Annotated in this window: 22 protein-coding genes and 2 tRNA genes; 16 read left to right on the top strand and 8 right to left on the bottom strand. The window is 73.0% G+C overall.

Annotated features, from left to right (window positions below):
* Positions 1 to 18 precede the first annotated feature (18 nt).
* Positions 19 to 1,731 (top strand): M3 family oligoendopeptidase, encoded by a 1,713-nt coding sequence (locus QN157_13220; protein ID MDR7556551.1) that lies wholly within the window; start codon positions 19 to 21, stop codon positions 1,729 to 1,731.
* A 40-nt stretch (positions 1,732 to 1,771) separates the two neighbouring features.
* Here the strand turns inward: QN157_13220 and QN157_13215 are convergent, their stop codons facing one another.
* Positions 1,772 to 2,830 (bottom strand): TIGR03617 family F420-dependent LLM class oxidoreductase, encoded by a 1,059-nt coding sequence (locus tag QN157_13215; GenBank protein MDR7556550.1) that lies wholly within the window; start codon positions 2,828 to 2,830, stop codon positions 1,772 to 1,774.
* Positions 2,831 to 2,920: 90 nt separating this feature from the next.
* Here QN157_13215 and QN157_13210 point away from each other — a divergent pair, with 90 nt between their 5' ends.
* The 4 genes from QN157_13210 to QN157_13195 all read left to right on the top strand — a co-directional run bounded on the left by QN157_13210 (position 2,921) and on the right by QN157_13195 (position 7,246).
* A complete protein-coding gene (locus tag QN157_13210) occupies positions 2,921 to 4,723 on the top strand; it encodes an N-acetylmuramoyl-L-alanine amidase family protein (GenBank protein MDR7556549.1) in 1,803 nt (600 codons plus the stop codon).
* A gap of 222 nt (positions 4,724 to 4,945) precedes the next feature.
* Positions 4,946 to 5,680, top strand: a complete 735-nt coding sequence (rph, locus tag QN157_13205) for a ribonuclease PH (protein ID MDR7556548.1) — start codon at positions 4,946 to 4,948, stop codon at positions 5,678 to 5,680.
* A gap of 96 nt (positions 5,681 to 5,776) precedes the next feature.
* A complete protein-coding gene (locus tag QN157_13200; protein ID MDR7556547.1) occupies positions 5,777 to 6,397 on the top strand; it encodes an XTP/dITP diphosphatase in 621 nt (206 codons plus the stop codon).
* 42 nt (positions 6,398 to 6,439) lie between these two features.
* A complete protein-coding gene (locus tag QN157_13195) occupies positions 6,440 to 7,246 on the top strand; it encodes a hypothetical protein (protein ID MDR7556546.1) in 807 nt (268 codons plus the stop codon).
* Between the two features lie 112 nt (positions 7,247 to 7,358).
* Here QN157_13195 and QN157_13190 read toward each other — a convergent pair whose 3' ends face one another.
* Positions 7,359 to 9,005 carry a DUF885 domain-containing protein gene (locus tag QN157_13190; protein MDR7556545.1) on the bottom strand — a complete coding sequence of 549 codons (1,647 nt, stop codon included), beginning with the start codon at positions 9,003 to 9,005 and terminating at the stop codon, positions 7,359 to 7,361.
* Between the two features lie 113 nt (positions 9,006 to 9,118).
* On the bottom strand, positions 9,119 to 9,793 hold the full coding sequence (locus QN157_13185) for an ArsR family transcriptional regulator (protein MDR7556544.1): 675 nt from the start codon (positions 9,791 to 9,793) through the stop codon (positions 9,119 to 9,121).
* A gap of 203 nt (positions 9,794 to 9,996) precedes the next feature.
* Between QN157_13185 and QN157_13180 the strand changes: the two genes are divergently transcribed.
* The 3 genes from QN157_13180 (at position 9,997) to QN157_13170 (ending at position 11,481) form a co-directional block, all read left to right on the top strand.
* Entirely contained in the window at positions 9,997 to 10,623 is a 627-nt protein-coding gene (locus QN157_13180) for a hypothetical protein (GenBank protein MDR7556543.1), read from the top strand.
* Between the two features lie 276 nt (positions 10,624 to 10,899).
* Positions 10,900 to 11,271, top strand: a complete 372-nt coding sequence (locus tag QN157_13175) for a DUF488 family protein (protein MDR7556542.1) — start codon at positions 10,900 to 10,902, stop codon at positions 11,269 to 11,271.
* 132 nt (positions 11,272 to 11,403) lie between these two features.
* A tRNA-Pro gene (locus QN157_13170) sits at positions 11,404 to 11,481 on the top strand.
* A 34-nt stretch (positions 11,482 to 11,515) separates the two neighbouring features.
* On the opposite strand, the gene QN157_13165 is transcribed toward QN157_13170, so the two are convergent.
* The 3 genes from QN157_13165 to QN157_13155 form a co-directional block, all read right to left on the bottom strand.
* Positions 11,516 to 11,941, bottom strand: coding sequence for a DUF86 domain-containing protein (locus QN157_13165; protein MDR7556541.1), 426 nt, complete (start codon positions 11,939 to 11,941; stop codon positions 11,516 to 11,518).
* Positions 11,931 to 12,350 (bottom strand): nucleotidyltransferase domain-containing protein, encoded by a 420-nt coding sequence (locus QN157_13160; GenBank protein ID MDR7556540.1) that lies wholly within the window; start codon positions 12,348 to 12,350, stop codon positions 11,931 to 11,933. The genes QN157_13165 and QN157_13160 overlap by 11 nt, the downstream gene beginning before the upstream one ends.
* Before the next feature lie 176 nt (positions 12,351 to 12,526).
* Entirely contained in the window at positions 12,527 to 13,018 is a 492-nt protein-coding gene (locus QN157_13155; GenBank protein MDR7556539.1) for a DUF4149 domain-containing protein, read from the bottom strand.
* Between the two features lie 444 nt (positions 13,019 to 13,462).
* On the opposite strand from QN157_13155, the gene QN157_13150 reads away from it, so the two are divergent.
* From QN157_13150 to QN157_13120, 7 genes are all read left to right on the top strand, one after another.
* Positions 13,463 to 14,872, top strand: a complete 1,410-nt coding sequence (locus QN157_13150) for a M20/M25/M40 family metallo-hydrolase (protein MDR7556538.1) — start codon at positions 13,463 to 13,465, stop codon at positions 14,870 to 14,872.
* A 290-nt stretch (positions 14,873 to 15,162) separates the two neighbouring features.
* Positions 15,163 to 16,158, top strand: a complete 996-nt coding sequence (locus QN157_13145) for an AAA family ATPase (GenBank protein MDR7556537.1) — start codon at positions 15,163 to 15,165, stop codon at positions 16,156 to 16,158.
* Between the two features lie 40 nt (positions 16,159 to 16,198).
* Positions 16,199 to 17,137, top strand: a complete 939-nt coding sequence (locus QN157_13140) for a DUF58 domain-containing protein (protein MDR7556536.1) — start codon at positions 16,199 to 16,201, stop codon at positions 17,135 to 17,137.
* Positions 17,116 to 18,144: a VWA domain-containing protein gene (locus QN157_13135; GenBank protein ID MDR7556535.1), complete on the top strand. Its 1,029-nt coding sequence runs from the start codon at positions 17,116 to 17,118 to the stop codon at positions 18,142 to 18,144. Before QN157_13140 ends, QN157_13135 begins: the two co-directional genes overlap by 22 nt.
* The gene (locus QN157_13130) at positions 18,141 to 19,175 is read left to right on the top strand and encodes a VWA domain-containing protein (protein ID MDR7556534.1); all 1,035 of its coding nucleotides are present in this window, start codon (positions 18,141 to 18,143) and stop codon (positions 19,173 to 19,175) included. Before QN157_13135 ends, QN157_13130 begins: the two co-directional genes overlap by 4 nt.
* A 14-nt stretch (positions 19,176 to 19,189) precedes the next feature.
* The gene (locus QN157_13125; GenBank protein MDR7556533.1) at positions 19,190 to 20,470 is read left to right on the top strand and encodes an MFS transporter; all 1,281 of its coding nucleotides are present in this window, start codon (positions 19,190 to 19,192) and stop codon (positions 20,468 to 20,470) included.
* A 224-nt stretch (positions 20,471 to 20,694) separates the two neighbouring features.
* Positions 20,695 to 20,772 (top strand) — tRNA-Arg (locus QN157_13120).
* 36 nt (positions 20,773 to 20,808) lie between these two features.
* Here QN157_13120 and QN157_13115 read toward each other — a convergent pair.
* Positions 20,809 to 20,955: a hypothetical protein gene (locus QN157_13115; GenBank protein MDR7556532.1), complete on the bottom strand. Its 147-nt coding sequence runs from the start codon at positions 20,953 to 20,955 to the stop codon at positions 20,809 to 20,811.
* On the bottom strand, positions 20,942 to 22,342 hold the full coding sequence (locus tag QN157_13110; GenBank protein MDR7556531.1) for an amidase: 1,401 nt from the start codon (positions 22,340 to 22,342) through the stop codon (positions 20,942 to 20,944). Before QN157_13110 ends, QN157_13115 begins: the two co-directional genes overlap by 14 nt.
* 211 nt (positions 22,343 to 22,553) lie before the next feature.
* Here QN157_13110 and QN157_13105 point away from each other — a divergent pair, with 211 nt between their 5' ends.
* Positions 22,554 to 23,387, top strand: coding sequence for a hypothetical protein (locus QN157_13105; GenBank protein ID MDR7556530.1), 834 nt, complete (start codon positions 22,554 to 22,556; stop codon positions 23,385 to 23,387).
* The last annotated feature ends 111 nt before the right edge of the window (positions 23,388 to 23,498 follow it).

Raw genomic sequence — 23,498 nt, 5'->3', positions numbered from 1 at the left:
GGCTGGAAGGAGGTCGCGATGGCGATCGCCGCCGACCTGACCGCGCAGTTCCCGCGCCGCTTCGTGCCGCCCGATGCCGATCTCGGCGACTGGGCGCAGATCGAGCCCCTGCTGCAGCGCCTGCTGCAGACGACGCCGGAGGGGCCCGAGGCCCTGGCGCGCTGGCTCGAGGACGTCAGCGAGGTCCTGGCCGCCGTGGACGAGGTGCGCGCCCGCCGCTACGTGGCCTACACGGTGCAGACCGACGACCCGGAGCGCGAACGCGCCTACCGGGCCTTCATCGAGGAGATCCAGCCCCGGCTGAAGCCGCTGGTGCACGCCCTGGACCTGGCCTACCTCCGCAACCCGCACCGCCGGGCACTGCCCGCGCGCTACGCGATGCTCGACCGGCGGGTGGAGAACCGGGTGGCGCTCTTCCGCCCCGAGAACGTGCCGCTGGAGACCGAGGAGGCGCGTCTGAAGCAGCAGTACCAGAAGGTCACCGGCGCCATGACGGTGACCTACCGCGGCCGCGAGCACACGCTGCCGCAGATGGCGCGCTACCTCGAGGAGCCCGACCGCGCCGTCCGCCAGGAGGCCTGGGAGCTGGTCGCGCGCCGCCGCCTGCAGGACCGCGCCACCCTCGACGACCTGTTCGACCGGCTCCTGGCGCTGCGCGGACAGATCGCGCGCAACGCCGGGTTCTCCGACTACCGCGCCTACGCCTTTCGCCTGCGCGAGCGCTTCGACTACACCCCCGACGACTGCCTGCGCTTCCACGACGCCGTGGCGGACGTGGTGGTGCCCCTCGTCCGGCGCCTCCACGCGCAGCGGCGGGCGGCGTTGGGCGTCGAGACGCTCCGGCCCTGGGACCTGGACGTGGACCCGCAGGGACGCCCGCCCCTGCGGCCGTTTCAGCGCGTCGAGGAGCTGCTGGACGGCGTCGAGGCCGTCTTCCAGCGCATCGACCCCGAGCTCGCCGCCCAGTTTCGGTTCCTGCGCGCGCGGGGGCTGCTGGACCTGGAGAGCCGCGTCGGGAAGGCTCCCGGCGGCTACCAGGCCGAGTTCGCCGAGCAGCGGGTGCCCTTCATCTTCATGAACGCCGTGGGCGTGGATGCCGACGTCCGCACGCTCCTGCACGAGGGGGGCCACGCGTTCCACTTCCTGGCGAGCCGGACCGAACCGGTACTCGACCTGCGCGAGCCGCCCATCGAGTTCGCCGAGGTGGCGTCGATGGGCATGGAGCTGCTGGCCACGCCTCACCTGCACGTCTTCTACCCCGAGCCGGCCGACGCCGCGCGGGCGCAGCGCCAGCAGTACGAGCGGGTGCTGCTGCTCTTCCCGTGGGTCGCCACGGTGGACGCGTTCCAGCACTGGGTGTACACCCACCCCGAGCACACCCGCGCCGACCGCGAGGCCGTCTGGACGGCGCTCTACCGGCGGTTCCACCCGGACGTGGAGTTCAGCGGCTACGAGGACGCGCTGGCGACGGCCTGGCACCGCCAGCTGCACGTCTTCCTGTACCCCTTCTACTACATCGAGTACGCCATCGCGCAGATGGGCGCGCTCGCGGTGTGGCTCCAGGCGCGCACCGATCCCGCCGGCGCCGTGCGCCGGTACCGCGAGGCCCTGGCCCTGGCCGGGACGCGGCCGCTCCCGGAGCTGTTCGCCGCCGCCGGCGCGCGGTTCGACCTGTCCGCCGAGGGGCTGCGGCCGCTGGCAACGGCGCTGGCCGAGGTCCTGGAGCTGTAGGCGCAGCCCCTGTGGTCCCCGCGCGCAGCAGGCGCGCGGTTCACCCCCGCAGGCCGTCGAGCAGCGCCCGCCAGACCGCCTCCCGCTTGCCCGGGATCAGGGGCTCGTAGATCCCCAAGCGGTCGACCAGGCCGCCGTACTCGGCGCGCAGGCGCGCGGCGACCTCGTCGGGCGGCCCCCACACGGCTGCCGCCTCCAGCAGGGCGTCGGGCACGAGTCGCGGCAGCGCGTCCCAGTCGCCCTGCGCCGCGTGGTGGCTGAGCCGGACGCCAAGATCCTCCCAGCCGTGCAGCGCCAGCACGGACCGGTACGCGGGCGTCGACGCGTAGAAGGCCAGCGCGCGGCGCACCTCCTGCAGGCCCTCGGCCACCTCCGCCGCATTGCCGACGGCGACGAACACCGACGCTGCGATGGCGATCTCGGTCCGCGCCCGCCCGGCGCGCCCGAGCCCTTCGCCGATCGCGGGCAGCACCACCTCGCGCAGGTACCGCCGCGTGTGGAACGGGTGGGCGTGGAACCCGTCGGCGACCTCGCCCGCAAGACGACACATGCGCGCGCCGACGCCGGCCACCGCCACCTTCAGGGGCACCGCGGGACCCGGGGGCACGAAGAACGGCGTCATCAACGAGAGCCGCACGTATCGGCCGCGGTAGGCGAGCGGGCGCCCGTCGGTCCACGTGGCCCACACCGCGCGCAGCGCGCCGATCACGTCACGCAGCCGCGCCACGGGCGGCCCCCAGGGCTGGCCGAAGCGGCGGGTCACGTGCGCTTTGACCTGGGTGCCAAGCCCCAGCACGAAGCGGCCGCCGGAGAGGTGCCCCAGGTCCCACGCGGTGTAGGCCAGCGTCGTTGGGCTGCGGGTGAAGGCCAGGGCGACCGCCGTGCCCACCACGAGCCGTCGGGAATGCTCGGCCGCCAGGGCCACGGCGAGGAACGGGTCGTGGTCGACCTCGTTGGCCCACAGGCCGTCGAAGCCCAGCCGTTCCGCGGCGTGCGCCACTGCCGGTACCTCGCGCAGCGTGCGCACCGCCAGGCGTGCGTCGATCTGCATAGGGATCACCGCCCCTCGATTCCACCGCGGCAGGAGTTCCCCTGCCATCGCCGAACACCACCGCGTCTTACGGGAGCGGCCGGAGGGAAGTGTACTGGTAGGTGGAGGGGAGGGTGGTCGGCGCACCGGGGACGGTGCATGCGACCGCATATCGTCTGGGGGCTCGTCGCCGTCCTCGCCGCGGCGTGTCCTGCGCCCGCCGCGGCGCAGGCGGCGGCGCAGGTCCTGGTGCACAACACGCCGTTGCTGCTGGCCGGCCCGCCGGTGGTGCAGGCCGGCCAGGTGATGGTGCCGGCGGCGCGCAGCTTCGAGGCGTTCGGCGCGACAGCCACGTGGACGCCCGCCGAGCGCATGGTCCGGTTGAGCCAGCGCGGCGGCGTGCAGTTGCTCTTCCGCATCGGCGAGCCCGTCGTGCTGGTCAACGGCCAGGCGCGGCCGCTGCCGGCGGCCCCCGTCGTCATCGGCGACCAGCCCTACGTGCCCGCCGCGTTCGTCTTCGCGGCGCTGGGCGCATGGGTGCGCTACGACGACAGCACTCGCACGCTCCACGTCGCCTCACAGATCACCGCGCTGGAGCTGGTACGGGAGCCTGACCGCCTGCGCGTCGTGGTGCAGGCCACCGGTCCGCTGCGCGTCGAGACCAGACTGCTGGCCCGCCCCGACCGGGTCGTCGTCGATCTGCACGGTGGCGCGTTCCGCCTGCCCGATCAGGAGCTCGTCGCGGGCTGGGCCGGCGTCGTGCGCGTGCGCGCTGCCCAGTTCCAGGTCAAGCCCTACATCACGCGGGTCGTCCTCGAGGTGAGCGAGGCGACAGACGTCCGCGTGGTCCCCGATGCAGCGTTTGGGCTCGTGATCGAAGCGCGGCCTCGCGGGGTCCTGGCGGCGCCCTCCGGGCCAGGTGCGCCTGCGGCACCGCCGGCCGGCGCACCGGTGCCCTCGTCGGGCGGGCCGCCCGCGACACCGCCGGCCGGCGGCCCGCCCCCGCTGTCTGCGCCGGTGCCATGGGACGATCCCCACGGGCTGCCCGCACCCCCCGACCCTGCTCCCCTGCCCGACGACGGCGTGCTGCGGATCCAGCAGGTGCGGATCGAGCAGAGCGACGGGCGCTTCCGCCTGCTGATCGAGGGGACCCGTCCGTTCGAGCACACGACCCACGAGCTCCCCGAGCCCGACCGCCTCGTCATCGACATCACCGGCGCGGTGTTCGTGCCGGTCAAGCAGGAGATCCCGGTGGCCGGCCCGGTGGTGGCCGAGGTGCGCGCCGCGCAGTTTCAGGCCGACCCCGACATCACCCGGGTCGTGGTCGTCTTCCGGCGCAAGGCACCGTACACCGTGACGGCGGCCGGCGACGGCAGCACGCTCGTCGTCGAGATCCCCGAGCCGACGGTGCGCGGCCACGTGGTGGCCATCGACGCCGGTCACGGTGGCCGCGACACGGGCGCGATCGGCCCCACGGGCCTGCTGGAGAAGGACGTGGTGCTCGACATCTCCCTGCGGGCGCGGGAGGCGCTGGTGCGGGCGGGCGTGCGTGTCGTCATGACGCGGGAGACCGACGTCTTCGTCGACCTCTCCGAGCGGGCACGGTTGGCGCGGCGGCAGGGCGCCACGGTGTTCGTCAGCATCCACGCCAACGCCTCGGTGCGCGCCACCGCCAGCGGCGCCGAAACCTACTACCTGGCGCCCCAGAGCCAGGCCCTGGCGAAGATGATCCAGGACGAGCTGGCACGCATCCCGGGCCTCGCCGATCGCGGGATCAAGACCGCGAACTTCCTCGTGCTGCGCGAGGCCGAGATTCCCGCGGTGCTCGTCGAGGTCGCCTACATCTCCAACCCCGACGAGGAGGCGCGGCTGCGCACGCCCGCGTTTCGACAGCAACTGGCGGACGCCATCGCGCGGGGCGTGCTGCGCTTCCTGATCACGTCCCCCGCGCCCGCGGGGTGACCGTGCACGCCGAGGGCGAGGCGTCCTCGGCGGCCCCTGTCTCCAACGCCCGTGGGATGATCGCCGGCGAGGACGCTGGTCGGGCGCTGCGCCACTGTGCCGGGTTCCGCGGGGTGCGTGGGTTGCGGCACGACCCGGCCGTCGGGGTCCCCCCCAGGAGTCGGGCCGGTGTCGGCGAACACTGACGCAGCCTGCAGGGCACACGAGTAAGGTGGGATCGCGATGCCCAGAGCCGATGGCCGGGCACCGGACGCGCTGCGGCCGGTCCAGATCGTCCGGCACTTCATCCCGCACGCCGAGGGGTCGGTGCTGATCACCCTGGGGCAGACCCGGGTGGTGTGCACCGCTACGGTCGAGGAGCGGGTGCCCCCCTGGCTGCGCGGCGCAGGCCAGGGATGGATCACGGCCGAGTACGGCATGCTGCCCCGGTCGACGGTGGAGCGGACGCCGCGAGACCAGAGCCGCCAGGGCGGGCGCACGCAGGAGATCCAGCGGCTGATCGGCCGGGCGCTGCGGGCGGCGGTCGCGCTCGACCGGCTGGGTGAGCGCATGATCACCATCGACTGCGACGTCCTGCAGGCCGACGGCGGGACCCGCACGGCGGCCATCACCGGCGCGTTCGTGGCCCTGGTCGACGCCCTGGCCGGACTGCGGCGCAGCGGCGCCCTGCCGTGGTGGCCGCTGCGGGAGTTCGTGGCGGCGACCAGCGTCGGCATCGTGGGCGACGAGATGCTGCTGGACCTGACGTTCCAGGAGGATTCCCGCGCCCGGGTCGACCTGAACCTGGTGCTGACCGAGTCGGGGCGCATCGTCGAGGTGCAGGGGACGGCCGAAGGGCTCCCCTTCACCCGGCAGGAGCTGCTGACGTTGCTCACCCTCGGCGAGAAGGGCGTGCGCACGCTGATCGAGGCCCAGAAGGCGGCGCTGGCCGACCTGCTGGCCACGCTGCCGCGCTAGCCAACCATCCGTGCACTCGCCGTCGATGCAGTCAGGAGTGTGCTAGGCTCGGGCCGGGAGATGGCGCGGTCGCAACGCCCTGGGGGCTCAGCGCGCGTGCTCGTCCTGGCCACGCGCAACCCCGGCAAGGTGCGCGAGCTGCTGATGCTACTGGGCGACCTGCCGTTGCAGGTGCGCACCCTCGACGACTTTCCCGACATTCCCCCGCTGGAGGAGCCCGGGGAGACGTTCGAGGACAACGCCGTCCTCAAGGCGGCGCTGGTCGCGCGGCTCACGGGCGAGGTCGCGCTCGCCGACGACTCGGGGCTCGAGATCGACGCGCTGGGCGGCGCGCCCGGGGTGCGTTCGGCCACGTTCCTGGGGCCGCGCGCGACCGATGCCGACCGGAACGCCTGGGTGCTCGAGCGACTGCGCGACGTGCCCGCCGAGCGCCGCAGTGCGCGGTACCGCGCCGTGGTGGCCGTGGCGACGCCCCAGGGCGACGTGTGCACGTTCGAGGGGCGCTGGGAGGGGCGCATCGCGGACGCCCCGCGCGGCACCGGGGGGTTTGGCTACGATCCCATCTTCCTGCTACCCGAGGTGGGCAAGACGGTGGCCGAGCTGTCGTTGGAGGAGAAGAACCGTCACAGCCACCGGGCGCAGGCGCTGGCCGCCGCCCGGGCGTGCCTGCAAGCGCTGGCGGGACGGCAGGAAGACCGGACGGACGCGGGCAATTAGAACAGCCGGCATCGGACCACGCCGACGCGCACGAGGGAGTCGATGGATCTCAACGCGTTCCTGCGCTACTGGTCGCTGACGCTGGCCGTGTTCGTGTTCTACCTGTTCGCCTTTCTGGTGGCGGCCATGGACCTGCTGGCCGAGCTGGGTGAGGCGAGCCGGAAGAAGCGCGCGGCCGCCCGCGGCCCGGCGCTCGACCCCAACCCCCTGGCCACGCGCACGGTGGCGGCGACCCTGTTGCCCGGACCGGGCCAGCAGCTGGAGGGGCGGCGGCAGTGGGTGGCCGCCCTGGCCCGCGACGTGCTCAGCCGCGCCGGCGTGCAGGTCGACGTCCTGGTCCTCGAGGACTCCAAGGGCCATCCGCTGGTCCACTTCAGCGACGGCAAGACGGTTCAAAGCTACCGGGTCGACCGGACGCTCGTGGACGCCGCCATGAACGGCGACGCCTCGAAGGTGCAGGAGGTCGCCGACTACCTGGCGCGGCATCTGCGTGCCGACTTCCTCGGACGCGAGGACGAGCGTCCGCCGCGCACCACCGAGCTCGCGCGCGAGGCCGCGTCCAAGGCGCCGGCTGCTGCGCCCAGGGCCGCTGCAGGCGCGCCGCGGAGTCCGGGCGATGCTCCCGCGCCGGCGCCGCAGGCCACCGCCGCGGCCACCCAGCCCGCACCCGCCTCTGCCCCGCCACCGGCGACAGCAGCCAGGCCCGCCGAGCAGATGAGCCGTGAGGAACGGCTGGCCGCCGCGAGGGCCAAGGCCGAAGAGCTGCGCCGGCAGCGCCTCGCGCAGGGGCAGCAGGCCGAACGGCCTGCGGATCAGCCGGCGGATCCGCCCGAGGAGCCAGCCCAATAGCCCGCCGTTGCGCGTCGCTGGGGAACCGGCCGCTCGTCCGGTGGTGAGGGGGTCTCCCCGACCCCGTCCGCAGCGATTCGCTATCCTGGCGGCTGGGGGCGGGTAGGGGTGCCTACAGGAGCGGGCCGCCGGGCTTGGTCAGCAGGAGGCGGCGGGCCAGAGGGAATGGCGGCGCGCCCAGGGCGATCAGCCGGTCGTGGAACGCCCGCAGCGAAAAGGCCGGCCCCAGCTCGGTCCGGTAGTCGTCGCGCAGCCGCCGCAGCAGGAACTTGCCCAGGGTGTAGTTGAGGTAGCCCGGATCGAAGGTGCCCCGTACCGCTTCCTTCTCGGCGGTGATGGGCTCCATGAACGCGTGCTCGCGGAACATGCGCGCGGCCTCGTCCAGCGGCATCCCGCCAGCGTGCATGCGGATCGCCGCCAGGTAGCGCACGACGCGCACCAAGGCCTCGCTCAGGCAGGCCAGCCGGAACCGCGGGCTGGGGTCCACCCCCGCCTCCAGCATCATCTCCTCGCAGTAGTGGGCCCAGCCCTCGACGAACGAGTACGCGGTGAAGACCCGGGCGGCCATGGAAGGTGCCCGGTTCACCCCGTAGAGGAAGTGGACGAAGTGCCCGGGGTACGCCTCGTGGATGCTGACCGCCTTCAGCGTGGCGTAGTCGAACTTCGTCAGCCATTGCGCGCGCTGCTCGGGCGTCCAGGCCGGATCGGGCAGCGTGACGTAGTAGTACGACTCCGTCGCCGTCGTCTCGAAGGGCCCGGCGGTGTCCATCATGGCGAAGGCCCACCGGGCAAACGGCGGCGTCTGGTCGACCCGGGGCCGCTCCTCGTCGGGGAGCGTGACGATGGCCCGGTCGAGCAGGAAACGGCGCAGGTCCTCCAGCAGCGCGCGGGTCTCGTCCAGCAGCCGCTCGGCCGGCGGGTGGTCCTGCCCGAGCTGGGCGACGACCTGGCGGGGATCGGCCCCCGGCGCCAGACGCGCGGCGGTGGCGCGCACGTCGTCGTGCAGGCGCGCCAGCTCCTCCTCGCCCAGTGCCAGCAGCCGATCCAGCGGCACGTCGACCAGCTCGCCGGTCCGCAGCATCTCGCGGAACAGCTCCTCGCCGATGGCAAAGGCGTCGGTGGTGCGGGCGCGGGCGGCGTCCAGGTAGGCGAGGTGGTCCCGGAGCGCCTGGACGGCGCGCTCGGCCGCCTCGGCCGCGCGGGCGCGGACGGCCGCGTCGTCGGTACGGGCGATCTCGGCCGGCAGGGTGTCGGTCAGGAACGCCAGGTAGCCCTGGTAGACCTCCAGGGTGGTGGTCAGGAGCGGACGCGCCAGGGGCGGCTGGAGGTGGCCGCGGAGCTGCTCCAGGTACCCGGGCACGTGCTCCAGGTGGCTCGCCAGGGCGCGGAGCCGCTCGTGGAGCGGCGCGTAGTTGCGCTTGAGGTAGGGCGTGACGTCCAGGGCGTCGTTCCCCCACAGCGGGTTGCGCTCGTGGTCGCGCAGGTGCTCCCAGGCGAACCGCTCGTGCGCGATGGCGGCCTCCAGCAGCGCTGCGTCGTGTTGTTCAGCGGGGGACAGGCTCTCGCGGGGCAGCCCCGCCAGGCGGCGCTCCCAGCGCGTCAGCGTGCGCAGCCAGTGGTCGATGGCCGGGCGCGTGTAGTCCTCGGTGCGGCCGTCGTAGAGGTGCAAGCCCAACCGGCTCCCCAGCGTTGGGTAGAACTCCAGGTAGTCGGCGACGAAGCTGCGGACGAGGTCGTTGAAGGCAGACGTGGTCGTCATCGCGTGCTGTCCTTTCCGCGTGATCGGTAGACGACCAGTTCTGGTTTCCCCTCGTCGGCTCCTGTGACGTCTTGGCGCGGACCTCCTCGTCCACGAGAGGGGCCGGTGGTGCCTTATCGCGCCCGCCGTGGGCGGCCGCCGGGGTGCCGGGCGGGTGTCCTCCTCGTGCGGCCGCCCTCAGCCGGCGGGCCCAGCGCGTATGCCGAGTACGGATCTCCCTGCCGCAGGCAGCGCACCCGGATCAGCTGCGCGCCCACCAGGGCCTCTAACCACCGGTGCACCATGTCGCACACCTCGACGTGGTCGACAGCCAGGCGCATCAGGGGGCAGTTGTGCTCCCGCAGCACGTAGCCAGTGCGAGTTCGTTCGAGGGTTGGCATGAAGCCACGCTCGGCCAGGATCTCCGTAGCGCGGGTCAGGCGCTCCCGGCCACGCAACGGCGCGACCCGCGGCAGGTCGCGGGCGATCCAGGCATCGGCAATGCGCCGGAGGAGGCGACGAAGGTGGCCGGGGCTGCGTCGCTTGAGGTCCGCGAGGACCAGTGCGGCGAACTCCTCGTACGCCTTGGGGAAGAGGGCGTCAGCAGCCGGCGTCAGCCCGTAGAGCACGGCGGGGCGCCGAATGCCAGGCCGTAGTCCCCGCCGCGTCACGAACCCGTCCGCCTGCAGCGCGGCCAGGTGACCGATAACGGCCGTGCGGGTGACATGCAGGGCGCGGGCAAGGTCCTCGACCGTCAGAGGCCCTCGGCGGCGCAGCAGGTCGACGATGCGCGCTCGCGTCTCGCGCATGCTCTGAGCGTACCAAAAACCTGCCCGCCGGTCAAATTGTATGCATGATTTTCATCATAAACATCAGTTGTTATTGACACAAATGAACCTGCCGTGCTAGTGTCATTGGCAAGCGCGCCGCGCCGGGGAGGTGGTGCGTCGCACGGAGGAGCGCGGGCGCGGCCCGGATCGCCGGCGGGGGAGTCCATGGCAAGGAGGCGCGCATGGTGCGAGCGGACAAGTGGTACGTCTGGGTGGCCACGTTGGCGATACTGGCAGCGGTGGTGCCGGCGGTACGAGTCGAGGCTGCCGCTGGCAAGGCTACCGAGCTGCAGGCTGCTCTGCGGGATCTGCTGGTGGGGCACGCCGTGTGGGTGCGGACCGTGGTCGTTGCGACACGGCTGGGCGACCGGGAGGCGGCACGCGTCGCCGACCGGAAGGCGGTGGAGAACGCGCGCGCCATCGGGCAGGCGCTGGCACCGTTGTATGGCCAGGACGCCGCGACGGCGTTTGGCAACCTTTTCACTGGCCACTATCGTGCGGTGAAGGCGTTCCTCGACGCGACCCTGGAAGGAAACGAGACGCGCAGGAAGGCCGCCGTGGATCGGATGACCAAGAACGCCGGGGAGATCGCCGCGTTTCTCAACGGCGCGAATCCCAATCTCCCCAAGGACGCCGTGCTCTCGCTGTTGGGGGCCCATGCTGCCCATCACGTGGCCGCCATCGATGCGACGCGTCGCCGGGACTGGGCACGAGAGGCCGAGGTGTGGGACATGATGGTCAAGCACCTCTACAAGATCGCTGATGCGCTGACCGACGGGATCGTCAAGCAGTTCCCGGATCGGTTCTGATTTCAAGGACCCCGCCGGCGCCGGGGGCTGCGGCCGTCATACGGACCGTTGGCTGCGGCCCCCGGCCGTCCGGTGCTGGGCGGGCGTCCGCGCCGGCGCGGTCCCGCCTGTTCGATCGGGGGCTGCAATGGCGGCGACCGGGTGATGCCGGCGCCGCGCACCGTACGTTCTGCGGGCTGCCGTCCGCGCAGGGACGCCGGCGGGGGCACGTGGAACGTGGAAAGGGAGGTGGGCTGCCACGTCCATCGGGCGCTGCGTCCGTGTGAAGGCCCGTCCATGATCCGGGTGCGACGCGTGTATGACCCGCCCGAGCCCGCAGACGGCGTCCGCGTGCTGGTGGACCGCCTCTGGCCACGCGGGCTGTCGAAGGCGCGGGCGCGCATCGACCACTGGTACCGTGACCTGGCCCCCAGCGACGCGCTGCGTCGGTGGTTCGGGCACGATCCCGCCCGGTGGGACGAGTTCCGGCGCCGGTACCGGGAGGAGCTGGTGGCCGCAGGCCGCTGGGAACAGGTGCGCGCTCTGGCGGCCCAGGCGCGCCGCCAGACCGTCACGCTGCTCTTCGCCGCGAAGGACATCCGCCACAACAACGCCGTCGCCCTGGCCGAGATATTGCGCCGCGTGGCCGCCGGTCGGCAGCGGCGGTAGTAGACCGCTGGGAGTCGGCGTCGCCCTGGCCGGGATACTGCGTAGCGTGACTCCCGGCCCGCGCCGCTCACCAGTGCGGCGGACCGCGCGCGTGTTGACCCTGCGCGCGGGGCGCTGATACGATGCGGGATGCGGGGCGTAGCGCAGCCTGGTGAGCGCGTCTGCTTTGGGAGCAGAAGGTCGGCGGTTCGAATCCGCCCGCCCCGACCAGTCAATGGCAGGACGCGTCGGCTCGGCTACCCGTTCAGGCTTCCCGGTTTAGGAACTGCTGGACGGACTCCAGGTAGCGTGGGATGTCGTCAAGAGCCTCCGCCGCCTGGTGCACTTTGTTGGGATCGAGGGCGTTGTATTCGTGCGCCAGACGGTTGCGCAGCCCTGCAGCCGCAGCGATACGCCGCGCAAACTCCGGGGGCAGGACCCCCAGTTCTGCCATCTTCAGGAAGGAATCGTGGAAGTCTCGGGGAGCCAGGCCCAAGACTTCAATAGAGAGATGGTAGTTGACGTCGAGCATGCGTCCGATCATGCGCTCGAGGAGGCGCTCCGTCGCCAGCTGCGCCTCCACCCGCGCGAGGTAGTCGTCGCGGGCCAGGCGCGCGAGCGGGCGAAGGCGCACGAGGTCCTCGGCGATCAGCGTGATCTTCCGTTGCACGACCTCCCGGTCAACGGGCATGGCGCATCCGGCGCACTAGGGCACGTGTGGCCTGGGCCTCCAGGCGGAAGTAGGGCTGGTACTCGCTAAACCGCCGGTGGGCGTAGACGCGGTACCAGCGGAAGTCCCGCTCGTCGCCGTGCAGGAGGACTCCCGTCTCGAAGATCTTCTTCAGGAGCAGCGGGTCTGCGCGCGGCAGGACCACCAGGTCGACTTTGAGGGGCGCGAAGGCCCGGTCGAGGGCGTCCAGGAGCGCAGCGAGGTCCTGCAGCGCCAGGTCGGCCGACTCCTCGGGCAGGACCGCCAGGTCCAGATCGCTCGTCGCATGGACCTTGCCAGTGACGGCAGAGCCGAAGGCCACCACCATGCGCAGGCGGTGCTGGGCGGCGATCCGGGCGAGGTGCTGGTGTTGCTCTGGCGTGATGGTCATCCTCATGGTTGTCCCGGGTGGTGATTCTTGGGGTCCGTGCCCGGCCCCTGTTCCCGGTGCTCCTACTGGCGATTGCGGGCAACCCAGCCGGCGCCACGGACTCTGCGGCCTGCGGGCAGGCGTACCGAGCCTGCGCAGGCAGAGCGCATCGACGGCGGCGGCGCCGCGTGCGGGGCTTAGGGAATCCCCCGCACCAGGAACACCGCCAGCAGCAGCACGACCAGCGCGAGCACCAGGTTGATGCGTCCCAGCCAGGCCGCCTGGCGACGCCGGCGCAGCGCCTCGGGGGTGGCCTGGCCTGTCGCCACGCGGCTGGCGGCAGGACCGACCACGAAGTCGTGCAGGGCGCTCAGGCCGAGGATCACGGCGACCAGGGCGACCTTCAGGCCCAGCGTCTGGCCCCAGGTACTCGCCAGCACGCGCCCGGTGACCACGCTCTCCCAGGTGACCCCTCGGAACGCCGCGTTCGCCAGGCCGGTGAGCACCAGCACCGCGAGGGCGATCCAGCCCACGGTGCGGAACCGGACGCCGACCTGAGTGATCAACGATGCCCGCTCCGCTGGCGGCAGGCGACGCGCCACCGGCACCAGGACCAGTGAGAGGAACACGGTGCCGCCGACCCACACGACGGCGGCCAGGATGTGCAGGAACACGACGACGTGGTACATGAGCCGTGAAGTTCGCAGCGCAGACGGTGCGGTCCTATCGCGGGCCGGCGCTGCCGCGCACGGACCGCATGTCCCAGGACGACGATCACCCTGACGACGTACGGTTGCATTGCGGGTGGTACTGCGACCGACAGCACCCGCTGGCGGTTGGGACGGGAACCTGCATGCCGTCGGTTCATGTCACGAGCGGTACTGCGATCGACAGGGCTGGCCCGGCGCGCGGCGATAAGCGCCCGCGTCGCGAAATGGCTGCCAGGAACGCGCGGATGCGGAGGACGGCCCCGCGCTGGCGTGGAATTGTCTGCTAGACGGGGCGCTACTCGATACCCCACGCCGACGGCCCCGCGCGGGCGTGGAATCGACAGATGCGGGCGTCTGTATGTGCGCACACATCCCGCGGGGCGCGGTCGGTCGTGCCCGCAAACCCGCCACCGGGAGGAAACCGTGAGCATCGACGCCGTGCACCGCTACATCGACGCGCACCGCGACGAGGCCCTGGAGATCCTCAAGACCCTCGTGCGGCAACCCAGCATCAGCGCCCACGATCACGGCGTGAAGGAGTGCGCCCGGCTGCTGGCCGGGATCATGCACGACCTGGGCGTGGCCGCCGAGGTGATCGACACCCCGACCCAGCCTGTGGTGGTGGGCGAGGCGGGTGCCCCCGGCCCGTTCACGTTGCTGTGCTACGGGCACTACGACGTGCAGCCGCCCGATCCGCTGGAGGCCTGGGCGAGCCCGCCGTTCGAACCCACCGTGCGCGACGGCCGCCTCTACGGGCGCGGCACCGGCGACAACAAAGGCCAGCTCATCGCCCACGTACTGGCCGCGCGGGCATGGCTGGCCGCAGCGGGCGGGCTGCCCCTGCAGGTGAAGTTCATTTTCGAGGGCGAGGAGGAGTCGGGCTCACCCGGGCTGGCCGCGTTCGTGCGGGCCCACCGCGAGCGGCTCGCGGCCGACCTCGTCTACATCTCCGACGGCGGGCTGCACCCGTCGGGCGCACCGGTGCTCTCCCTGGGCAACCGCGGCATCGTGGGCCTCACCCTGGTCGCCCAGGGCGCCGACCGCGACAACCACTCGGGCAACAAGGGCGGGGTCGCGCCCAACCCCATCTGGATGCTGGTACACGTGCTGGCCAGCATGGTCGACCCCACGGGGCGGGTGACGATCGACGGCTTCTACGACGACGTGCGCCCCATCGGGCCCGTCGAGGAGCAGCTGCTGGCCGCCATGGACTTCGACTCGAAGGCCTTCGCCGCCACCATGGGCCTGCCCGACCTGCCCATGGACGGGCCGACGTACTGGCGGCGCATCATGCTCGAGCCCTACTTCAACCTCAGCGGGTTCGCCAGCGGGTACGTGGGCCCCGGCGCCAAGACGATCATCCCCTCGCGGGCCGAGTGCCGCGTGGACATCCGGCTGGTCGTGGACCAGCGCACCGCCGACATCTTCGAGAAGGTCAAAGCGCACGTCGCACGGGTCGACCCCCGGGTGCAGGTCCTGCCTCGCGGCTTCGGCGCCATGGAGCCGACGCGCACCCCGCCCGACCACCCGGCGGTCGGCGTGGTCGCCCGAGCGGTGGCTGCGTGGCGCGGGGTCAGCCCTCGGATCGTGCTCTCCAGCGGGGGCAGCCTGCCCAACGCGGTCTGGCCCGACGTGCTGGGCGTGCCGCACCTGACGGTGCCCTACGCCAACGCCGACGAGAACAACCACGGGCCCAACGAGAACCTGAGCCTGGAGCGCTTCTTCGACGGTATCCACGTGAGCGCGCAGGTGTTCGCGGCCCTGGCCGAGGCCGGTGCGCGCGGCGAGGTCCCGCGGGTCACCGCCGGGGCGCCCCCACGCGCGCCCCGGTAACGACCGGCGCCTGCGCGTCGCGCCAGCGGGCGGCGCCGCGACCGGCGGCCCCGCCGCGCGCGCCCGCAAGCGCGCTGCGCCCGTGCGCTGCGCCCGCTGTGCGCCGCACGTTCCGCCCCTCGCCTTGACCCCCTGCAGGGCCGGTGCTAACGTGAAACCAAAACCTGGCCGTGCATGGCGGCGCCGCGGGGCATAGGTTCGGCTGCGGCGTCGTTGTCCACCACGAGAGGTGACCCGTGACCACGCCCGCGACCCTCCCCCTCGAGACGTTCCAGCAGGCCTCCGCGACGATGCGCAAGGTGCTCCGCGAGGTCAAGCAGATCATCGTCGGGCAGGACATCATGCTCGAGCGCATCCTGGTGGCCCTGCTGGCGCGCGGGCACGTGCTCATCGAGGGTGTGCCCGGCCTGGCCAAGACCCTGGCCATCAAGACGACGGCCCGCGCCATCGACTGCCAGTTCAAGCGCATCCAGTTCACGCCCGACCTGGTGCCTGCCGACCTGGTCGGGACCCGGCTCTACAACCAGCACACCGGCACGTTCGAGACCGAACTGGGGCCGCTGTTCGCCAACTTCGTGCTGGCCGACGAGATCAACCGGGCGCCGGCCAAGGTGCAGTCGGCCCTGCTGGAGGCCATGCAGGAACGGCAGGTGACCATCGGCAAGCAGACCTTCCCGCTGCCCGATCCGTTTCTCGTCATGGCCACCCAGAACCCCATCGAGAGCGAAGGGACCTACCCGCTGCCCGAGGCGCAGGTCGACCGGTTCATGTTCAAGGTGGTCATCGGGTACCCGTCCTACCATGAGGAAGTGACGATCGTCGAGCGGATGAGCGGGCCGCTGGCCGACGTCACGCCGGTGATCAGCGCCGGCGACCTCCACGGGCTGCAGGCGGTGGCCGACGCCGTGTACGTCGACCCCAAGGTGCGCGAGTACGCGGTGACGCTGGCGACGGCGACGCGCCGCCCGGAGGAGTTCGGCCTCCAGACGCTGCGCAAGTACGTGGCCTACGGCGCGAGCCCGCGGGCCTCGCTCAACATGGTGCTGGGGGCGCGGGCGCTGGCGTTGCTGCGGGGCCGCGAGTACGTCATGCCCGAAGACGTGCGCGACCTGGCCCCCGACGTCCTGCGCCACCGCCTGGTGCTCTCGTACGAGGCACTCGCCGACGAGGTGACCGCCGACAGCATCGTCGAGCAGGTGATCGGCGTGGTGCAGCCGCCGCGGGTGGCCCTGGGCGATCCCTACGAGCGGGAGCGCGCGGTGGCCCCGCTGCCCGCGGACGCCTGAGCGGGGCGGCCGCCATGCCCGGGGCGTCGCAGGTCCTGGTATGAGGGGCGCCGGCACGCCACCAGAGGCTACCGTCGCGGCCACGCCGCGCGAAGCCCCAGAGCGCCTGCTGCGACGCCTGGAGTTCACGGTCGTCCGGCGGCTGGACGGGTTCCTGTTCGGCGACTACCGCGGCGTGTTCTACGGCCCCAGCCTCGACCTGGCCGAGGTCCGCGAGTACCAGCCCGGCGACGAGATTCGCCGCATCGACTGGAACGTCACCGCCCGGATGAACCGGCTGTTCGTCCGCCAGTACCTCGAGGAGCGCGAGATCACCGCGTGGCTGCTGGTGGACCTGTCGCCGTCCATGGCGTTCGGCACCCGCCGGTGTCTGAAGCGCGAGCTGGCGGTGGAGTTCGCCGGCGTGGCCGCGTACATCATCACGCGGCACGGCGACAAGGTGGGCGCCATCGCGTTCCCGGGGCGCCACCTCCCGGTGGTGCCGCCGCGCACCGGCCGCCGGCACGCGCTGCGCATCCTGCACCTGCTGGATCGGGCGGGTGAGGGCACCGGCGGCCTCACCGACCTGGCCGGCGCCCTGCGGCTGGCGGCCAGCATGCTGCGCCGTCGTCACCTGGTCTTCGTGGTGTCCGACTTCCTGGCGCCCGAGGGGTGGGCGCGCGCGCTGCGCGACCTGGGCCGGCGGCACGACGTCATCGCCGTGTGGATCCGCGACCCGGCCGAAGAGGCCTTGCCCGACGTGGGCGTGCTCCCGGTGCGCGACCCCGAGACGGGCGAGCACTGCTGGATCGACACCTCCGACCGGCGCGTGCGGGCCGCGTTCGACCGCCTGGTGGCCGAGCGCCGCGCGCGGATTGCGGCAGCGTTCCGGCAGGCGCGGGCCGACGTGCTGGACCTGTCGACGGCAGAGTCGCTGGTCGAGCCGCTGGTGCGGTTCGTCCGGCGGCGGAGGCGCCAATGGAGTTCACCTGGCCGGTGATGCTGTGGGCCCTGGGCCTGGTGCCGCTGCTGCTGGCAGGGCAGCGGTGGCTGGCCCGGCGCCAGCAGCGTGTCGCCGCTCAGTTCGCCGACCCGCGGCTGTTCGACCGCCTGGTCGTGCGTCCCCCGCGCTGGCAACGCGCCCTGCCCCTGGGCTGCTACCTGGTCGCCATCGCCCTGCTGGCGGTAGCGCTGGCCCGGCCCGTGGCCGCGATCCCCCTGCCGGTCAACCGCGCCGCGGTGATGCTGGCCATCGACACCAGCCGGAGCATGGTCGCCACCGACGTCCCTCCCTCGCGCCTCGACGCCGCCCGGCAGGCGGCCCGGGAGTTCGCGGCCCTGGTGCCGCGCTCGACCAAGATCGGCCTGGTGGTCTTCAGCGAGTACGGACAGGTGCTGCTCCCGCCCACGACCGACCGCCAGGCGCTGGTTGAGGCGCTCGAGCGCATCCAGCTCCAGTCGGCCACCTCGGTCGGCGGTGGCATCCTCGAAGCGTTGCGCGTACTCCCCGGTCGCGCGCAGGTGCTCGGCGAGCGCCTTGAGCGCCTGCTGCAGCCGGGCAGCCCCCGGCCGCCCCTGCCGCCCCCGACGGGCCCCGCGCCCTCGCTCGACGAGCTCGCGCCGGCGGCGATCGTGATGTTCTCCGACGGGGTGAACAACTTCGGGCCCAACCCCTTCGAGGCGGCGCAACTCGCCCGTGAGGGCAAGGTCCGCATCTACACCATCGCGCTGGGGACGCGCGGCGGGACGGTCATGCGCCTGGACAACCAGCTCGTCCTCGTGCCGTTCGATCCCTCGGGCCTGGAGCGCATCGCCCAGATGACCGACGGCAAGCACTTCGCCTCGGCCCGCGCCGAGGACCTGCGCGCCATCGCGCGCGAACTGGGACGCGTCATCGGCTGGGAGCGCACGCGCATGGAGGTGTCGTTCCTGCTGGTGGGGCTCGCGGCGGTGACGATGCTGGCCGGCGGCGGGCTGTCGCTGGCGTGGTTCCGGCGCCTGCCGTGACGTTCGAGTGGCCCAATCTGCTCTGGACGCTGGCGGCGCTGCCAGCGCTGGTGCTCGGCTACCTGTGGGCGCTGGGACGTCGGGCCCGCCGCACCGTGCTCGTACCCGACGTCGCGCTGCTGGCTGCCGCGGCGGCCGCGCACAGCCGGTGGCGCCGCCACGCGCCAGCCGGGCTCTTCCTGCTGGCACTGGCCGCGGCCGTGCTCGGGCTCGCGCGCCCGGTCGCGCCGCTGCCCGTCCCGGCGAGCCAGGGCGTGGTGGTGCTGTCGATCGACGTCAGCCGCAGCATGCTGGCCGAGGATCTGCCCCCCAACCGCATGGAGGCCGCCAAGCTCGCCGCGCGCGAGTTCGTCCAGACGCTGCCCCGCGGCTTTCGCGTGGGGCTGGTGACCTTCAGTTCCTACGCGACCACGGTCGTGCCGCCCACCGCCGACCGGGCGCGGGTGCTCGACGCCATCGACCTGCTGCAGACCGAGTTCGCCACCGCCATCGGCGACGGGCTGCTCGAGGCCGTCTGGAACCTGCCGGGCCGCGTGCGCCCCAGCGGTGCCGGCAGCGCGCCAGGCGGGCCGTTCGGGTTCGGGGGGCCGGGCGTACCACCCGGTGCGGCGCCGTCTGTGCCGCCCCCGACGGGACCGCTACCCCCAGGGGTCGTCGTGTTGCTCTCCGACGGCCAGAGCAACCGCGGCGTCCTGCCCATGGAGGCGGCACGGATCGCGCGCGAACAGCAGGTGAAAGTCTACACGGTCGGCATCGGTACCCCCGAGGGCACGTTCCTGAACATCGGCGGCCGCAGCATCTGGGTACGCCTCGACGAGGAGACCCTGCGCGGCATGGCCGAGGCCACCGGCGGCGAGTACTACCGCACGACCAACCTGGGCGAGCTGCGGCGGGTCTACCGGCACCTGGGCCGTGAGATCGGGTGGGAGCGGCGTCCCACCGAGGTCACCGCTGTCGCCGCCGGTGCCGCGCTGGTGCTGCTGGTGGCGGCGGTCACGCTGTCCACGCTCGCCGTCTACCGCGTGGTGTAGGGCCAGGCCGTCCGGTGGCCGCGATCCCCGCCGCGGTGCGCCGCAACACCTGGTTGCTGCTCGCAGCCCAGGTGATGCTGTCGATCGGGCTCTCCACCTCGGCGCAGCTGGGCAGTCTCATCATCTACCGCCTCACGCACTCGACGGCGCTGGCGGGGGTGCCCACCGCGATCTACGCGCTGGCCCTGGCTGCCGTCGGGTACCCTGCGGGGCGCGTCATGGACCGCTACGGGCGGCGGCCGGGCCTGGTGGTGGGGTTCGCCGTGGGGGCGGTGGGCGCGGGCCTGATCGCGTTCGAGGTGTCGCTGCGCACCTTCACGGGCTTCCTGCTGGGCATGGTGGTGTTCAGCCTCGGCGTCGGCGTGGGCATGCTGACGCGCGCCGCCGCCGCGGACATGTACCCCGTCGAGTATCGGGCGGCAGGCGTGGGACGGGTGGTGACCGGTGGTCTGGTCGGGGGGATCGCCGGCCCGGCGCTCGTGGCCGCAGGCGATCGCCTGGCCCCGGTCCTGGGCGCCGATCCCCTGGCCGTGCCCTGGGGCTTCGTCGCGCTGGCCTACGCGGCCGCCGCGGCGGTGGTGGCGCGCCTGCGTCCCGATCCCAGGGAGATCAGCCGGCGGTTGCGCGACTTCTTCCCGCAGGCCGCCAGCGCAGCCTCGCAGGAGCCCGCGGGCGCACCGCCGCCGTCGGTGCGGCAGGTCGTCGGCGACCGTCTTGCGCAGGCGGCCATGGTGGGCCTGGCGTGCGCGCAGGCCACGATGGTGATCCTCATGGCCACGTCGTCGGTCATGCTCGCGTTCCACGGCCACGCGATGTCCACCATCTCGCTGGCGCTGATGGCGCACGTCGTGGGCATGTTCGCGTTCGCCACGCCCGTCGGCCGCCTGGCCGACCGCGTGGGCCGGCGACCGGTGCTGGCGGGCGGTGCACTGCTGTCGGCGGCGAGCGGTCTGGTCTTCACGATCGGTGCCGCGTCTGCGCTCGTGGCCGCGGCCGCGTTCTTCCTGGTGGGCCTCGGCTGGTGCCTGGCGTTCGTGGCGGGAGCGGCCCTGCTCGGTGACCTGTCGAGCGCGACCACCCGTGCGCGGGTGATGGGCCTGGGCGATGTCTTCACCAACCTTGCGGCGATGACCGCGGCGGTGGCGGGCGGTGTGCTGCTCGCGCGCGGCGGCGAGCTGGCGGTCGGCACCGCGGCCGCGGCGCTCGGCTCGCTGCCCCTGCTGGCGCTGCTGCGGGCCGGGCCGGTGGTCGTGCGCGAGCCCGCCCAGGCGGCCGCTGTGGGCGGCGGCAAGTAGTGCAGCGTCCTGACCACGCGACAACGGTCCGGGCGGTGTCCATGGCCTTCGCGTGCCGGCGCGCACGCCGTGGTGCGGCATACGCAGTGCGGTATACTGGAGGGTGCCGACGGCCTGGGGCGAGGCCAACGTCAGCGGGGGCCTGGAACCCAGGTGGCGCAGGGCACGTGGCGCGTGGCACGACGGCCAACGGTGACGACACCGGCTCAGGCCGACGGCAGCAGGGGCCCGTAGCTCAATTGGAGTAGAGCGAGGGACTTCTAATCCCTAGGTTGAGGGTTCGATTCCCTCCGGGCCCGCCAACACGCCTCTCATGTAGTGCCCGTGCGCACACTTGGTCACGAGGCGCCCGCCAGGGTCGACCGGATGGCAGCCCGCGGTGCACCGGCAGCCCACCGCCGGCGGTGCGCCCCCGACAGCCGGCGGCGCGCCATGAGCTGCCATCGGTCGGCACCGGCGGCCGTCGTGGCGCTACGACCTGCCATCGGCCGGCATCGGCGGCCGTCGGCGGTGCCAGTCGGTCTCGCGCTGGAAGACCATCCCGATCTGCAGGATCGTCGCCTCCCCGAAGAGCGGACCCGTCACCGCCAGTCCCAGCGGCAGCCCGCGCGGCCCGAAACCCATGGGCAGGCTGAGGGCCGGCACGCCGCACAGGGCGCCCAGCACGCTCCAGTTGCCGCGGGGACGGGGCATCGTCCGCAGGTTCGTCTCGAGCGGGGGAGCCTCGGTCATGAGCGCGGGCGAGAGCAGCGCGTCGAACCGTTCGAACAGGGCCAGCACGTCTCGCCGGATGCGCCATCGGGCCTGCTCGGCCCGCACCTGGTCGGACGCCCGCAGGCGCAGCGACGCCCGCAGGCCGGCTTTCTGCGCCCGGTCCACGAGGGCCTCCAGCCGCCGGCTGGCGATGAACTCGCGGTGGGCTGCGGCGATCTCGCCGTTGAGCAGTGTGCGGGCCACCTGCTCGTACGGGTGCTCGGGCAGCGGCGCCGGGGCCACCCGCATCCCCGCGCGGCGCAGCACGCGCACGGCCTCCTCGAACGTGCGGGCCAGCGCCGGCGCGCCCGTGAAGTCGGCGGGCAGGAGGCCCAGGCGCCACGGCCGCCGCACGATGCGCGGTGTGAAGTGGAACCGTTGCCCTGTGGTGGGGTCCTGCGGGTCGGGGCCGGCGATGGCCGCCAGCACGCAGCCGCAGTCTTCCGCGGTCCGGGCCATGGGCCCGATCTTGTCCATCGTCCACGCCAGTTCCATGGCACCGAAGCGGCTCACCAATCCCCAGGTGGGGCGCAGGCCGGTGATGCCGCAGTAGGCCGACGGCGTCACGATGCTGCCCCAGGTCTCCGAGCCCAGCGCCCACGGCACGAGCCCAGCGGCCACGGCGCTGCCCGAGCCCGACGACGACCCGCCCGACCAGTGCCGGAGGTTCCAGGGGTTTAGGCCAGGGCCGTGGAGCGAGGCGCTCGCATAGGCGTAGCCACCGCCGCCGGCCAGCTCGACCATGGCCAGCTTGCCGGCCAGCACTGCGCCCGCCCGGGCGAGCGCGCGGATGACCGTGGCGTCGTAGTCGAAGACTTGCCGGCGGTGGGCCGGTGACCCCCAGCGCGTCGGGATGCCCCGCGTCGCCAGCAGGTCCTTGGCCCCGTAGGGAATGCCCTGGAGGACGGACACGTCGCGGCCCTGGCGGAACCAGCGGTCGGCGCGGCGCGCCTGCGCGAGCGCCAGCTCCGGGGTCAGCTCCGCGAGCGCATTGTAGGTGGGCCCGTGGCGGGCGAGTCGGTCGAGCACGACCTGCGCAAGCTCCACCGCGGAGAGGCGCCGTGCGCGTAGCGCGCGTGCCAGATCGGTGATGGAGGCGAAGGCCAGATCGTCGGACACGGTGGTCGCTCCTTTCGTATGGCGAGCGCCACGTGGCGACGCGCGCCCATCGGAAGGCGCCTACGACGTCTGTCGCCGACGCGACACCCGCAGCCGGCGTCACGTGGCCACACGCGCCCGTGGCGGTACGGCGTAGGCGTTGATTCGCCCACGGACCATGGCTCCCTGCGCGCGGCGCCCGTGCCATACGTGCTATACTGAGCAGGTGAAAGTGGCGCACGAGGCCGTCTTGGCGCGCGACCCCCGCACCATCGTCGCGCTCTACGCTGACCGCGCCGCCGGGCTCTCGGCGGAAGAGATCGCGGCCAAGCACAACCTGCCCGCCCCGACCGTGTACCGGTACCTGCGGTCCCTGCACCAGCCATGCGGGTTGCGGCGGCCCTACGACTACCGCACGGCGCCGCCGCCCGACGACGCGCCCGTGCAGATCTACTGGCTGGGCTACGTGACAGCCTGCGGGCGGGTGGTCGGGCAGGGGAACGCGGCGACCGTGGTCCTGGCCATCCATCCGCACGACGAGCCGCACGTGCAGGCCATGGTCGCCGACCTGGTGCGGGGCCACCCGCGGGTGGAGTTCGCCGACAGCAGCCTGGAGGGCCGGCAGGCCTACGTGCGCGACCCCGCCCTGGCCGAGGTGCTCTCGCAGTGGGGGCTGACCGGCACGCTGGCGGCGGCCTCGGTGACCCTCGACTACGTACCCGCCGCCCTGGCGTTCGACTTCGTCCGCGGGTACCTCGAGGGCAGCCGCCGTGCGCCGCCGTTTGGCGGCCTCCGCGTCCTGCCATCACCGCCCGGGCGCACCACGGGCCTGGCCATGGTCGGGCCGCTGCCCCTTGCAGACAGCCTGCGCCGCGTGCTGGGCGCCTGCGGGGTGGGGACCGGGCGCCTCGAGCCGGCGCGTGCGTCCGGGCTGGTCATCCTGTCCTTCCCACCCACCGCGGGGGCGGCCATCCTGGCCAGGGCGTATGCCCGGCCGGTGCGGAGCAGCCCGCGAGCCGCGCGGTTCGTGGCGCGCTTCGCCTCGTCGCGCCAGGGCACCGGGTAGGGCCGGGTAGCGCCGTGTAGCGCCGGAAGCCCGCGTAAGGGCCGTGCCGTCATCTGTGCCGACACGCGTGGTGGGTCCGCGGTCATAGCACGGTCATAGCATCGCGTTATA

It is taken from the genome of Armatimonadota bacterium (assembly GCA_031459855.1).
Lineage (GTDB): Bacteria > Sysuimicrobiota > Sysuimicrobiia > Sysuimicrobiales > Humicultoraceae > Fervidifonticultor > Fervidifonticultor primus.
Note: the sequence above shows the minus strand (reverse complement) of the source record. Positions and strands in the feature narration are given on the sequence as shown.